We start from the raw sequence: 11,729 nt of genomic DNA, 5'->3' as shown, positions 1-11,729 counted from the left end.
TGTGGTGGACCTGATCTGGGGCGCATCGCGCCGATGGCAACCGCTTCGCCCGGATCAACCCGCGACGGGCCGACCCGTTCTTGCCGCACCCGCGAAATCGCGCTAGGACGGGGCCCGTCTTTTCTGCTGCTCATCGGAAGGATGGCACGTCATGGCGCGCAACAAGATCGCCCTCATCGGCGCCGGGCAGATCGGTGGTACCCTCGCCCTTCTCGCCGGGCTCAAGGAGCTTGGTGACATCACCCTGTTCGACGTCGTCGACGGCGTGCCGCAGGGCAAGGCGCTGGACATCGCCGAGGCGTCCCCGGTCGAGGGCTTCGATGCCGTGCTGAAGGGCGGCAGCGACTACTCGGCGATCGACGGCGCCGACGTCGTCATCGTCACCGCCGGCGTGCCGCGCAAGCCGGGCATGAGCCGCGACGACCTGATCGGCGTCAACACCAAGGTCATGCAGGCGGTCGGCGCCGGCATCAAGCAGTACGCCCCGAACGCCTTCGTCATCTGCATCACCAACCCGCTGGACGCCATGGTCGGCGTGCTGCGCGAGGTCTCCGGCCTGAAGCCGGAGAAGGTGGTCGGCATGGCCGGCGTGCTCGACTCGGCACGCTTCCGCTATTTCCTGGCCGAGGAGTTCAAGGTCTCGGTCGAGGACGTCACCGCCTTCGTGCTGGGCGGCCATGGCGACACCATGGTGCCGCTGGCCCGCTACTCCACCGTCGCCGGCATCCCGCTGCCGGACCTGGTGAAGATGGGCTGGACCACGCAGGAGAAGCTGGACCAGATCATCCAGCGCACCCGCGACGGCGGCGCCGAGATCGTCGGCCTCTTGAAGACCGGCAGCGCCTTCTACGCCCCCGCCTCCTCCGCCATCGCCATGGCCGAAAGCTACCTGCGCGACAAGAAGCGCGTGCTGCCCTGCGCCGCCTACCTGACCGGCCAGTACGGTGTCAGCGACTTCTACATCGGCGTGCCGGTGGTGATCGGCGCCGGCGGCGTCGAACGGATCGTCGAGGTCCAGTTCAACGCCGACGAGAAGGCCGCCTTCGACAAGTCGGTCGCCGCGGTCAAGGGCCTGGTCGAGACCACCAAGAAGCTGATGGAATCGGCCGCCTGAGCCATCCGCCCACCTGTCATTGCCGGGCTTGACCCGGCAATCCAGAGAGCGTCGACACCTTCTGCATGCCCGGGCCAAGCCCGGGCATGACAGTTTTTGGGGCTCGCCCTGCCAATTTCTGCCGCAATCGCGCGGCAGCGTGCCCCCTCGCCTCGGCCGGCCCGTCTGGCTAGAGTGCGCGCCCCGTGGAACGATCGAGGGAGTGCCCATGACCCGCCTGATCCTGGCCGCCGCCGGCCTGTCCCTCCTGACCCTTGCCGCCTGCGGCTCGGACGAGATCCCGATCGACCGCCCGATCATGCAGGGCGAGCCGGCGCCGCCGGCGGTCCCGGCCGAGCCGATCCAGCGCCAGCCGCTGTCGGCACCGCCCTCGTCGCTGACCGGCGGCACACCCGACCAGACCCAGACGCCGCCGGCGAAGTAAGCCCGGTCCTACGGGACCGGCAGGTTGTCGAGCAGGCGCGTGGCGCCGAGCCGGACCGCGGCGATCAGCCGCCGCGGCCGGCCGGGCGCCGGCTCGGCCAGGGTCTCAGCATCGCGCAGCACCAGATAGTCGACCGCGTCGAAGCCGGCGTCGCGCAGCCGGTCCGGCCCCGCGGCCAGCCGCGACGGGTCGGCGGCGATCTCCGCCAGGATGCGGTTGAGCCGCCGGGCCACCGCCAGCTGCGGCGTGCCGAGATAGGCGTTGCGGGAGGACAGGGCCAGGCCGTCACGGTCGCGCACCGTCGGCACCGGCAGGATCTCGCAGGGCAGGTCCAGGTCGCGCACCAGCCGGCGCACCACCAGCAGCTGCTGGTAGTCCTTCTCGCCGAAGGCGGCGAGGTCCGGCGCCGCCTGGATCAAGAGCTTCGCCACCACCGTCGCCACCCCGGCGAAATGGCCGGGCCGCACCGCCGCCTCGAGATCGGCGACGATCGGGCCGGACGGCACGACCGAGAAGGCGAAGCCGTCCGGATAGATCTCCCCCACCGCCGGCAGATAGGCCAGGTCGGCGCCGATCGCGGCCAGCTTGGCCAGGTCCTCGGCCTCGCGTCGCGGATAGCGGCTGAAATCCTCGGTCGGGGCGAATTGGGTCGGGTTGACGAAGATGCTGAACAGAACCCGGCTCATTCCCGCCTGGCGCAGGGCCGCGGCCAGGGCCAGGTGGCCCTCATGCAGCGCGCCCATGGTCGGCACCAGGCCGATGCGGTCGCCGGCGCGGCGCCAGCCGGAGACGGCGGCGCGCAGCTCGGCCACGCTGCGGGCGATGACGGGGCCGGAGGAGGGGTTGCTGTCGGCGGTCATGACGGCTTCTTCTCGGCGAAGACATGCTCCGGGCCCGGGAAGCGCCGGGCGCGGACATCGGCGGCGAAGCCCGTCGCCGCCTCGGTGATCGCGGCCTCGAGATCGGCGTAGCGGCGGACGAAGCGCGGCGTGCCGGCGCCGGTCAGGCCCAGCATGTCGTCGACCACCAGCACCTGGCCGTCGCAGGCCACGGAGGCGCCGATGCCGATGGTCGGGACCGGCACCTCCTCGGTGATCCGGCGGGCCAGCGGCTCGACCGTGCCCTCGATCACCAGCGAGAAGGCGCCGGCCGCGGCGATCGCCTTGGCGGCCGACATGATGCGCGCCGCCTCCTCCCCCGACCGGCCGCGGGCATTGTAGCCGCCCAGCACGTTGACCGATTGCGGCAGCAGGCCGACATGGCCCATCACCGGGATGCCGCGGACGACCAGGAAGGCCACCGTCTCCGCCATCTCCTCGCCGCCCTCCAGCTTCACGGCGGAGGCGCCCTCGGCCATCAGCCGGGCGGAGGCGGCGAAAGCATCGCGCGGCGAGCCCTGGTAGCTGCCGAAGGGCAGGTCGGCGACGATCGCGGCGCGGGCCGAGCCGCGGCGGACCGCGGCGGTGTGCAGCGCCATCATCTCGAGCGTGACGCCGACCGTGCTGTCCAGCCCGTGCGCCACCATGCCCAGGCTGTCGCCGACCAGCAGCGCGTCGACATGCGGGTCCAGGAGCCGGGCCACCGGCGTGGTGTAGGCGGTCAGCATCACGATCGGCTCCTGCCCCTTGCGGGCGCGGAGCTGCGGGATCGTGATGCGCCGGATCGGCGCGGAAACGCTCACCTCGGTTCACTCCCCGGTCGGTGCGGGCTCTATCGTCCCGGATCCGGGATGCTGCAGTGCAAAATCCGTCGAGGCAAGCCGGATGTCACGGCGTGAAAAAGCGACGGGCGGCCCAAGCCGCCCGCCGGAGCCCGCAGGCCGGCCGGAATGTCAGGCCGCGGCCGCCTCGCGGCTGGCGCCATCCGCCTCCGGCCCCTTGCCGAAGCCGACCGCCAGCCGGTTCCAGCTGTTGATCGAGCCCACGGCCAGCGTCAGGTCGACCAGCTCGCGATCGCTGAACTGCGCCTTCGCCGCCGCATAGATCGCATCCGGCACCTGCCGCGCGTCGGCGACCAGGGTCAGCGCCTCGGCCCAGGCCAACGCCGCCTGCTCGCGGGCGCTGAACAGGCCGTGCGCCTCGCGCCAGCCGGCAAGGCAGTCCAGCCGCTGCTGGCCCTCCCCCGCCTCGCGCAGGCTCCTGGCATGCATGTCGAGGCAGAAGGCACAGCCATTGATCTGCGACACGCGCAGATCGATCAGCAGCAGCAGGGACTTGGGCAGGCCGCAGCTCTCCAGATAGACGTGCACGCCGTACTGCGCCTTCAGCGCGCCAGGGGCCGCGGCGGCCCAATCGAGACGCGTGGACATGTCGGAAACTCCCCCTTTGATGATCCGAACCGGCGGTCGGGCCCTCAGGCCGCGGCGGCCTTCCGGCTCTGCTCGTCCGGCTCCGGCCCCCGGGCGAAGCCCACGGCCAGGCGGTTCCAGCTGTTGATCGAGCAGATGGCGAGGGTCAGGTCGACCAGCTCGCGGTCGCCGAACTGGGCCTTCACCTCGTCATAGATCGCGTCCGGCACCTGCCGCGTGTCGGCCACCAGGGTCAGCGCCTCGGCCCAGGCCAGCGCCGCCCGCTCGCGGGCGCTGAACAGGCCATGCGCCTCGCGCCAGCCGGCAACGGCGTCCAGCCGCTGCTGCCCCTCGCCGTCCTTGCGCAGGGCCTTGGCGTGCATGTCGAGGCAATAGGCGCAGCCATTGATCTGCGAGACGCGCAGGAAGATCAGCTCCTGCAGGGTCATCGAGAGGCCGCAGCCCTCGAGATAGGTGTGCACGCCGTACTGGGCCTTGATGGCACCGGGGGCGACGGCGGCGTAGTCGAGACGAGCGGACATGGGTCGAACCTTCCAGTCTTGAGATCGGGACCGCCCGTTCGGGACGGTTTCGACGACAAGACGGGGCAGCGTCCGCGGATGTGACAGGCCCGGCAAAAAAAGGCTTCTATTGCCTCTCCCGCTCACCCACGCCGTCATTGCGAGCGCAGCGAAGCAATGACGCTATTGGGAAATCTGAGGCACCGCCCGGCCGAAGCCGTTCTGCCCGGCCCAGGCCTCGATCGCGCGGGCGGCGGACAGCACCGCATGGTCGCCGCGGCGGCGGCCGATGATCTGCAGGCCGAAGGGCAGGCCGGCCTCGTCCCGGCCGAAGGGCAGCGCCACCGAGGGCAGGCCGGCCAGGGTCGGGCCATAGGCCAGCGCCAGCCAGTGGAAGTAGCTGGACAGGGCGGCGCCGTCGATCGCCGCCGGGTACCAGTCCTTCCAGGGGAAAGGCGGATGGCCGGCCACCGGGCAGATCACCACATCGACCCCGGACAGGAAGGCGTCGGCGTCGCGCACCACCCGGGTCTGGACGGTCAGCGCGCTGGCGACGTCGGCGAGGCCGAGCTTGAGGCCGGCGGCGACATTGGCGGTGACGTTCGGCCCGACCTTGTCCGGCGTCGCCTCGACCTTCTCGCGATGCGCGGCGACGAAGCCGACCGCGCGCAGCGTAGCGAAGGCATCGTCCACCCCGGCCATGTCGACCGCGAAATCGACGCTGCGGCCCACCGCCGGCTCCAGTGCCTGGCGGGCGGCGCGGAAGCTGCGGCGGACACGGCTGTCGACCGGGGCGAAGCCGAGATCCTCGGTGAAGGCCACCGTCAGGCCGCCGAGATCGACCGGGTCGAGCGCGCGGAAGGCCGCGCCGTCGACGCCGAGCGACAGCGGGTCGCGCGGGTCGTGGCCGGTCATGGCGGACAGCATCAGGGCGGCATCCGTCACCGTCCGCGCCATCGGCCCGTCGACCGACAGCGGCGACCAGCCATGGCCACGAGTCTCGGTCGGGATCAGGCCCGGGGTCGGACGGAACCCGACGATGCCGCAATAGGCGGCCGGGGTGCGCAGGCTGCCGGCGAGGTCGGAGCCGGTGGCGAGCGGGACCATGCCGCAGGCCAGCGCCACCGCCGACCCGCCGGAGGAGCCGGCGCAGGTCAGCTCATGGTCGAAGGGGTTGCGCGTGGGCCCGAACACCTCGTTGCGGGTGTTGGCGCCGGCGCCGAATTCCGGCGTGTTGGTCTTGGCCAGCACGATGGCGCCGGCCTCGCGCAGCACCGCCACCACCCGCTCGTCCGCCGGTGGAATGTAGTCCGCATAGAGCGGCGAGCCGTACGCGGTCAGCAGCCCTTCGGTGTCGCTGAGGTCCTTGACCCCGATCGGCAGCCCGTGCAGCGGGCCGAGGGCGTCGCCGCGCCGCACCGCGGCCTCGGCCGCTCGCGCCTCTGCCCGGGCCCGGTCATAGGCCTTGGCGGTGATGGCGTTGACCGCCGGGTCCACCACCTCGATCCGCGCGATGCAGCTCTCGACCAGATCGACCGGCGAGACCTCCCCCGCCCCGATCAGGCGCCGCAGCTCCACCGCCTCGAGATCGCACAGCTCCGCCATTTTCGCCTCGCAGGTTCTTGTCCGGCAAATCTGCGGGGCAGCGGCGGACAGCGTCAACCGCGATCGGCGGCGACCAGATCCGCGTAGTCCGGGTGCCGCTGGATGAAGGCGGCGATGAACGGGCACAGCGGCCGGATCTTCAGGCCGGCGGCGCGGACCCGGTCCAGCGTGCCGCGCGCCAGGGCGCTGCCGATGCCGCGGCCGGACAGGGCCTGCGGCACCTCGGTGTGGGTCAGCGCCAGCACGTCGCCCTCGCGCCGGTATTCGACGAAGGCGGTGACGCCGTCGACCGCCATCTCGTAGCGGCTCAGCGCCGGGTTGTCGGTGACCTCGGCCATGGCGGCTCCTTTTGGTTGCATCGGTCACGCGGCGCACCCGATCCGGGCCCGCATGCACAAAAAGGGTACACAAACCGGCCGGGGCATGGTCCAACTTTGCGCTTGGACAGGGAATCGCCCCGGCCTCCGGATCGCCCGCCATGCCCGCTGGGGCTGCGTTCGACCCGCGCCAGGCGGCGACGAACGAGAGATTTGGGCAGGATGTTCATTGCACTTCTGAAATCGATCGTCCGGGACGGCAGCCTGCGGGTGATCGACGCCACTGGCCGCTCGCACAAGATCGGCGACGACACGCCGCCCCGCGCGGTGATCCGGCTGAAGTCGCCGCGCCTGGCCTACACGCTGATGCGCAATCCGGGCCTGGCGCTGGGCGAGGCCTATATGGACGGCCAGCTGACGGTCGAGGAGGGCTCGCTCTACGACTTCCTGGCGGTGGTGGCGAAGAACCTGAAGGTCGACAGCCATGGCTGGCTGGCGCTGATCGCCCGGGTGACCCGCGGGCTGAAGCAGTATAACCCGGTCGGCAAAGCGCAGCAGAACGTCGCCCATCACTACGACCTGTCGGCCGAGCTGTACGACCTGTTCCTGGACGCCGACCGCCAGTATTCCTGCGCCTATTTCGCCACCCCCGAGGACAGCCTGGAGACGGCGCAGCTGAACAAGAAGCGGCACATCGCCGCCAAGCTGCTGTTCGACAAGCCGGGGCTGAAGACGCTGGACATCGGCTCCGGCTGGGGCGGCCTGGGCCTGTACCTCGCGCGCGAGACCGGGGCCGACGTCACCGGCGTGACCCTGAGCACCGAGCAGCACAAGCTGAGCACGGCGCGGGCTGCCGCGGCCGGGCTGGCGGACCGGGCCAAGTTCCATCTGCGCGACTACCGGCAGGAGCAGGGGCCGTATCAGCGCATCGTCTCGGTCGGCATGTTCGAGCATGTCGGCAAGCGCAACTATGCCGAGTTCTTCGCCAAGCTGCACGGCCTGCTGGCCGATGACGGGGTCGCCCTGATCCACTCGATCGGCTATTCCGACACGCCGGGCCCGATCAACCCGTTCATCCGCAAATACATCTTCCCGGGCGCCGACCTGCCGACCCTGTCGGAGCTGGCGACAATGGCGGAGCGCGTCGGCCTGTACATCACCGATGTCGAGGTGCTGCGCATCCACTATGCCGAGACGCTGCGGCACTGGCGCGAGCGCTTCATGGCCCGCTGGGCCGATGCGGCGAAGCTGTACGACGAACGCTTCTGCCGGATGTGGGAGTTCTACCTGGCGCTGTGCGAGGTCGGCTTCCGCTACCGCACCACCGTGGTGTTCCAGCTGCAATTCGCCAAGCGCATCGACACGGTGCCGATCACCCGCGACTACATGGTCGAGCGTGAGCGCCAGATGGCGCTGACCGATGTCGGCGACAGCGTGGTGCCGCAGCCGAGCCGCGCGACGGCGTGAAACGAAAGAGCTCGCCGGGGTGACCGGCGGGCTCTTTCGCATCATCCGGGTGGCGCGACCTCAGGAGGCGCAGTCCGCGGCGTGAACCAGGGCCGGGGCGCGGCGGTCGAGCCGCAGGCTGAGAGCGGCCACCGCGACGCCGACCAGGGGCACCAGCGCCGCCACCCAGGGCACCGCGCCGAGGCCGGGGCCGTGCTCGATGACCTCGCCGCCGAGCCAGGCGCCCAGCGCGTTGCCGAGATTGAAGGCGGCGATGTTGAAGCTCGACGCGAGGCTTTGGCCGGCGCCTTCGGCCTTCTCCATCACCCACATCTGCAGCGGCGCGACGGTGGCGAAGCCGGCGGCGCCCAGCAGGCCGACGAAGACCACAGCCAGTACGGTGCTGTGCACGGCGAAGGTCATCAGCCCCAGCACCGCGGCCAGCACCAGCATGCTGCCCAGCACGGTCGGAACCAGCCAGCGGTCGGCGAACTTGCCGCCCAGCAGGTTGCCGACCACGAGGCCGCCGCCGAACACCAGCAGGATCGGCGACACCGCCTGCTCCGACACGCCGGTGATCTGGGTCAGGATCGGCGCGATATAGGTGAACACGGCGAACACCGCGGCGAAGCCCAGCACCGTGGTCAGCAGGCCCAGCAGCACCGGGCGGCGCGCCAGCACCTTCAGGTCCTGCCGCCAGTCCGATGGCTCGGCCGGCGCCTCATCCTTCGGCACGGCCACGGCGATCACGGCGAGGGCGGCGAGGCCGACGGCGGTCACGGCCCAGAAGGTGGCGCGCCAGCCGAAGCCCTGGCCCAGCCAGGTGCCGAAGGGCACGCCCAGGATGTTGGCGACGGTCAGGCCGGTGAACATGACGGCGATGGCCGAGGCGCGCTTCTGTGCCGGCACGAGGCCAGTGGCGACCACGGAGCCGACGCCGAAGAAGGTGCCATGGGCGAAGGCGGTCAGCACCCGCGCCGCCATCAGCGTGGCGTAGTCGGGCGCCACCGCGCAGGCCAGATTGCCGATGGTGAAGATCACCATCAGCCCCAGCAGCACGGATTTCCGCGACATCCGGCCGGTCAGGGTGGTGAGGATCGGCGCGCCGGCGACGACGCCGAGCGCATAGCCGCTGATCAGGAGGCCGGCGGTGGAGATCGAGACGCCGAGATCGGTCCCGACCTCCAGCAGCAGGCCCATGATCACGAATTCGGTGATGCCGATGCCGAAGGCACCGACCGCGAGGGCATAGAGGGCAATGGGCATGACGGCCACCTTGCGATGAAAGCTCACCGCTAGATGGCCGTCACCCCTGCTTTGTACTATGCTTCGGAAAATCCAATCAGCTATGAACCAGGTTCAAAGACGATCGACTCTCCCGCAGCCCTCGGCGTTGCCCTACTCCGCCGCGATCGCCGTCCCGGCCGCCGCCGCGCGGCGCTCGGCGATGCGCTGCTGCCGCCGCTCCTCGCGGATCCGTGCCCGCTCCAGCTCCCGCCGGCTCCGGCCCAGCGCCTTCCGGGCCTCGATGCGCTCGTCATCCGTCGTCGCCTCCTGCTTCGCCATCGCGGCATGGCCGAGCTGGCCGATCAGCCGGTCCTGGCGCTGGGCGTATCGGAGAGACTGCAGCAGCCCGTCATCGTCCAGGGCGGTCTGGCAGTAGTAGCGCTCGAACACCTTCATGTTGAAGTCGAGCACGTGCGAGTAGACGTGCCGCCGGTCGTCCCGCCACTGGTGGTTGAAGCCGTACATCACGATGTCGTAGCTCGGGAAGTAGAACAGCTTCGGGTCGTTCGGCGCGTTGCGGCGGAAGAACTCGTCGGCGGCGGCACGCAGGATCGCCTTCGACACCGCGTTGGCCGACAGGCAGGTCACCGGCCGGAAGGTTGCGGCCAGCGGGATCGGCGACACCGTGAACAGCACCGCCGCATCCGGCCGGAAATGGCGGATCAGCGCGTGGATCGCCTGCAGGTTCTCCAGGTTCTCGGCATGGGTGGTGACCCGGAACTTGTGCCGCGACGGGTCGTACTTGTCCTTCGGCACCGCCCGCCAGAACACCTCGCCGGTCGGCTCATCATACCACACCTCGGACAGGCCGAGGGTGATGATGAACAGCTCCGCCTCGTCGAACAGCGCCCTGGTTCGCAGCCGCACCGCCTCGTCATAGCCGAACTCGGCGGCGTCGTAGCCGTGCCAGAGATCGGCCTTCGGCGTCTTGCCGAGCCAGGCCCATTCGAATTGCTGACGGATGGCGAAGGTGTTGACCATGCCGTCGCCCATCTTCGAGACATAGGCGAGGTTGTCGCGCTTGGTCAGCACGTTGAAACCGGCCTTGTGCAGATACCTGCTGATGTTGTCGGCGAAACAGGAGCCGAAGGCGACGATCGGCGTCGTCTGGCTCACGAACCGCTCCGCCGGCATCCAGCCCTTCGCGAGGTATTCGCCGACGACGCCCGCGCGCTCCAGGGATCTGTCGCTCGGGTAGAAGTTCGTCGTCTCGCCGCGGAAGAACGACGCGCTGGCCTTGCGCTGTACGCCGTCCTGCTCGATCACGATTCTGGACATGCCAAAACCCCCTTCGGTCTGCGGTCCGGCCGGCCGGCCCTCGAACATCGAAATCAGTTTTGATGCGTCGCAGCATGACAGGATGTCGTTTCCGAATCCAGCCTCTCCGATTCGAAACCTTAAACCTAAGATTTCATCGACCGCCTTTTCTAGAATCAGGAATCGCCCATGGACATCAATCGGTCCGGTGAGATGGAAGTCTTCGTGCGGGTGGTGGAGGAGGGCAGCTTCTCCGCCGCCGCCCGCCGGCTGGGCCTGACGCCGTCAGCCGTCGCCAAGCTGATCGGGCGGCTGGAGGAGCGGCTGGGCGTGCGCCTGCTGGCGCGGTCCACCCGCAGCCTGCGGCCGACGCCGGAGGGCGACCTGTTCTACGAGCAGGCCAGCCGCATCCTGGCCGACATCGCCGAGGCCGAGGCCGGCGTCTCCGGCGCCGCGGCGCCGCGCGGGCGGCTCAGGATCAGCGCCTCGATCCCGTTCGGCACCCATTGCGTGGTGCCGCTGCTGCCGGAGTTCCGCGCCCGCTTCCCGGCGGTGACGCTGGATGTCAGCCTGACCGACGAGGTGGTCGACATCCTGGCCGAGCGCACCGACGTCGCCATCCGCCACGGGCCGCTGCGCGACAGCAGCCTGCAGGCCCGCAAGCTGGGCATCAGCCGCCGGGTGCTGATCGCGGCGCCGTCCTATCTCGAGCGGCGCGGCGTGCCCCGCACCCCGGCGGACCTGGCGGCCCACGACTGCCTGACCTTCAACTACCGCCGCAGCTTCACCGACTGGGTGCTGGCCGGGCCGGACGGGCCGAGGCCGATGCAGGTGACCGGCCCCCTGGTGGTGAACAACGGCGAGACGCTGCGCCAGGCGGTGCTGGCCGGAATGGGGATCGGCCGCACCGCGCTCTACCACGTCCGGCCCGACCTCGACGCTGGCCGGCTGGTCGAGTTGCTGCCCGAGTACGACCCGCGCGAGATGGAGGAGATCCACGCCCTGTTCCTGGGCCGCGGCACCATGCCGGCCCGGGTGCGCGCCTTCATCGACTTCCTGGTCGAGCGGCTGCGCTTCGACTGATCCTACCCCCGTGCGGCAAGAGCCGCGAGATCGTCCCAGGCGTAGAGCAGGTTGTCGGAGCGCCAGAGCGGCCCAGGGTCGGTGTAGGCGCCGACGCGACGGCCGCCCTGGGCCTCATAGAAGGCGATCGCCGGGTCGTTGCCGACCACCACGCCGAGGCCGAGCGCGGCGTAGCCCCGTTCGGCCAGCGCCGCGGCCAGGGCGGCGAGCAGCCGGCGGCCAATGCCGCGCCGGGCATGGTCGCGCCCGACATAGAGGTACTTCACCTCGCCCCGGTCGCCGAAGGCGGGGTCGCCCGGCGGCCCGGCCAGACCGAATCCGGCCAACGCGCCGTCGATCTCGGCCACCAGGGCGATCTGAGCCGGATCGGCCAGGATCGCCTTCCACC

The 11,729-nt window shown here is 70.4% G+C and carries 13 protein-coding genes; 4 read left to right on the top strand and 9 right to left on the bottom strand.

Going from position 1 to position 11,729, the window contains the following annotated elements; all coding sequences use genetic code 11:
* Positions 1 to 151 precede the first annotated feature (151 nt).
* On the top strand, positions 152 to 1,114 hold the full coding sequence (gene mdh, locus P409_RS13795) for a malate dehydrogenase (RefSeq protein WP_034837364.1): 963 nt from the start codon (positions 152 to 154) through the stop codon (positions 1,112 to 1,114).
* A 208-nt stretch (positions 1,115 to 1,322) separates the two neighbouring features.
* Positions 1,323 to 1,538: a hypothetical protein gene (locus P409_RS13790; protein ID WP_034837361.1), complete on the top strand. Its 216-nt coding sequence runs from the start codon at positions 1,323 to 1,325 to the stop codon at positions 1,536 to 1,538.
* 8 nt (positions 1,539 to 1,546) lie between these two features.
* On the opposite strand, the gene panC is transcribed toward P409_RS13790, so the two are convergent.
* The 6 genes from panC to P409_RS13760 all read right to left on the bottom strand — a co-directional run bounded on the left by panC (position 1,547) and on the right by P409_RS13760 (position 6,289).
* The gene (panC, locus tag P409_RS13785; RefSeq protein ID WP_034837358.1) at positions 1,547 to 2,398 is read right to left on the bottom strand and encodes a pantoate--beta-alanine ligase; all 852 of its coding nucleotides are present in this window, start codon (positions 2,396 to 2,398) and stop codon (positions 1,547 to 1,549) included.
* The gene (gene panB, locus P409_RS13780) at positions 2,395 to 3,219 is read right to left on the bottom strand and encodes a 3-methyl-2-oxobutanoate hydroxymethyltransferase (RefSeq protein ID WP_052120577.1); all 825 of its coding nucleotides are present in this window, start codon (positions 3,217 to 3,219) and stop codon (positions 2,395 to 2,397) included. Before panB ends, panC begins: the two co-directional genes overlap by 4 nt.
* A gap of 150 nt (positions 3,220 to 3,369) precedes the next feature.
* A complete protein-coding gene (locus P409_RS13775; RefSeq protein WP_034837357.1) occupies positions 3,370 to 3,846 on the bottom strand; it encodes a carboxymuconolactone decarboxylase family protein in 477 nt (158 codons plus the stop codon).
* Positions 3,847 to 3,890: 44 nt separating this feature from the next.
* Positions 3,891 to 4,367 (bottom strand): carboxymuconolactone decarboxylase family protein, encoded by a 477-nt coding sequence (locus P409_RS13770; protein ID WP_034837354.1) that lies wholly within the window; start codon positions 4,365 to 4,367, stop codon positions 3,891 to 3,893.
* Between the two features lie 162 nt (positions 4,368 to 4,529).
* Positions 4,530 to 5,951, bottom strand: a complete 1,422-nt coding sequence (locus P409_RS13765) for an amidase (RefSeq protein WP_052120576.1) — start codon at positions 5,949 to 5,951, stop codon at positions 4,530 to 4,532.
* Between the two features lie 53 nt (positions 5,952 to 6,004).
* Entirely contained in the window at positions 6,005 to 6,289 is a 285-nt protein-coding gene (locus tag P409_RS13760) for a GNAT family N-acetyltransferase (RefSeq protein ID WP_034837350.1), read from the bottom strand.
* Between the two features lie 201 nt (positions 6,290 to 6,490).
* On the opposite strand from P409_RS13760, the gene P409_RS13755 reads away from it, so the two are divergent.
* The gene (locus P409_RS13755; RefSeq protein WP_034837348.1) at positions 6,491 to 7,735 is read left to right on the top strand and encodes an SAM-dependent methyltransferase; all 1,245 of its coding nucleotides are present in this window, start codon (positions 6,491 to 6,493) and stop codon (positions 7,733 to 7,735) included.
* A gap of 60 nt (positions 7,736 to 7,795) precedes the next feature.
* On the opposite strand, the gene P409_RS13750 is transcribed toward P409_RS13755, so the two are convergent.
* Both P409_RS13750 and P409_RS13745 read right to left on the bottom strand, forming a co-directional pair.
* Positions 7,796 to 8,980, bottom strand: coding sequence for an MFS transporter (locus tag P409_RS13750; protein WP_034837370.1), 1,185 nt, complete (start codon positions 8,978 to 8,980; stop codon positions 7,796 to 7,798).
* Positions 8,981 to 9,112: 132 nt separating this feature from the next.
* Positions 9,113 to 10,279, bottom strand: a complete 1,167-nt coding sequence (locus P409_RS13745; RefSeq protein ID WP_034837367.1) for a GSCFA domain-containing protein — start codon at positions 10,277 to 10,279, stop codon at positions 9,113 to 9,115.
* A gap of 168 nt (positions 10,280 to 10,447) precedes the next feature.
* Here P409_RS13745 and P409_RS13740 point away from each other — a divergent pair, with 168 nt between their 5' ends.
* Positions 10,448 to 11,341: a LysR family transcriptional regulator gene (locus P409_RS13740; RefSeq protein ID WP_034837344.1), complete on the top strand. Its 894-nt coding sequence runs from the start codon at positions 10,448 to 10,450 to the stop codon at positions 11,339 to 11,341.
* 2 nt (positions 11,342 to 11,343) lie between these two features.
* Here P409_RS13740 and P409_RS13735 read toward each other — a convergent pair.
* The coding region (locus tag P409_RS13735) for a GNAT family N-acetyltransferase (RefSeq protein ID WP_034837340.1) at positions 11,344 to 11,729 on the bottom strand (386 nt) is incomplete at its 5' end.

The sequence above is a fragment of the Inquilinus limosus MP06 genome, assembly GCF_000767795.1.
Lineage (GTDB): Bacteria > Pseudomonadota > Alphaproteobacteria > DSM-16000 > Inquilinaceae > Inquilinus > Inquilinus limosus_E.
Note: the sequence above shows the minus strand (reverse complement) of the source record. Positions and strands in the feature narration are given on the sequence as shown.

Coding starts and splice junctions, on each gene's coding strand:
- mdh (WP_034837364.1), top strand. CDS start 152: ATGGCGCGCAACAAGATCGCCCTCATCGGCGCCGGGCAGATCGGTGGT.
- panC (WP_034837358.1), bottom strand. CDS start 2,398: ATGACCGCCGACAGCAACCCCTCCTCCGGCCCCGTCATCGCCCGCAGC.
- P409_RS13755 (WP_034837348.1), top strand. CDS start 6,491: ATGTTCATTGCACTTCTGAAATCGATCGTCCGGGACGGCAGCCTGCGG.
- P409_RS13790 (WP_034837361.1), top strand. CDS start 1,323: ATGACCCGCCTGATCCTGGCCGCCGCCGGCCTGTCCCTCCTGACCCTT.
- P409_RS13750 (WP_034837370.1), bottom strand. CDS start 8,980: ATGCCCATTGCCCTCTATGCCCTCGCGGTCGGTGCCTTCGGCATCGGC.
- P409_RS13765 (WP_052120576.1), bottom strand. CDS start 5,951: ATGGCGGAGCTGTGCGATCTCGAGGCGGTGGAGCTGCGGCGCCTGATC.
- P409_RS13770 (WP_034837354.1), bottom strand. CDS start 4,367: ATGTCCGCTCGTCTCGACTACGCCGCCGTCGCCCCCGGTGCCATCAAG.
- P409_RS13745 (WP_034837367.1), bottom strand. CDS start 10,279: ATGTCCAGAATCGTGATCGAGCAGGACGGCGTACAGCGCAAGGCCAGC.
- P409_RS13775 (WP_034837357.1), bottom strand. CDS start 3,846: ATGTCCACGCGTCTCGATTGGGCCGCCGCGGCCCCTGGCGCGCTGAAG.
- P409_RS13760 (WP_034837350.1), bottom strand. CDS start 6,289: ATGGCCGAGGTCACCGACAACCCGGCGCTGAGCCGCTACGAGATGGCG.
- P409_RS13740 (WP_034837344.1), top strand. CDS start 10,448: ATGGACATCAATCGGTCCGGTGAGATGGAAGTCTTCGTGCGGGTGGTG.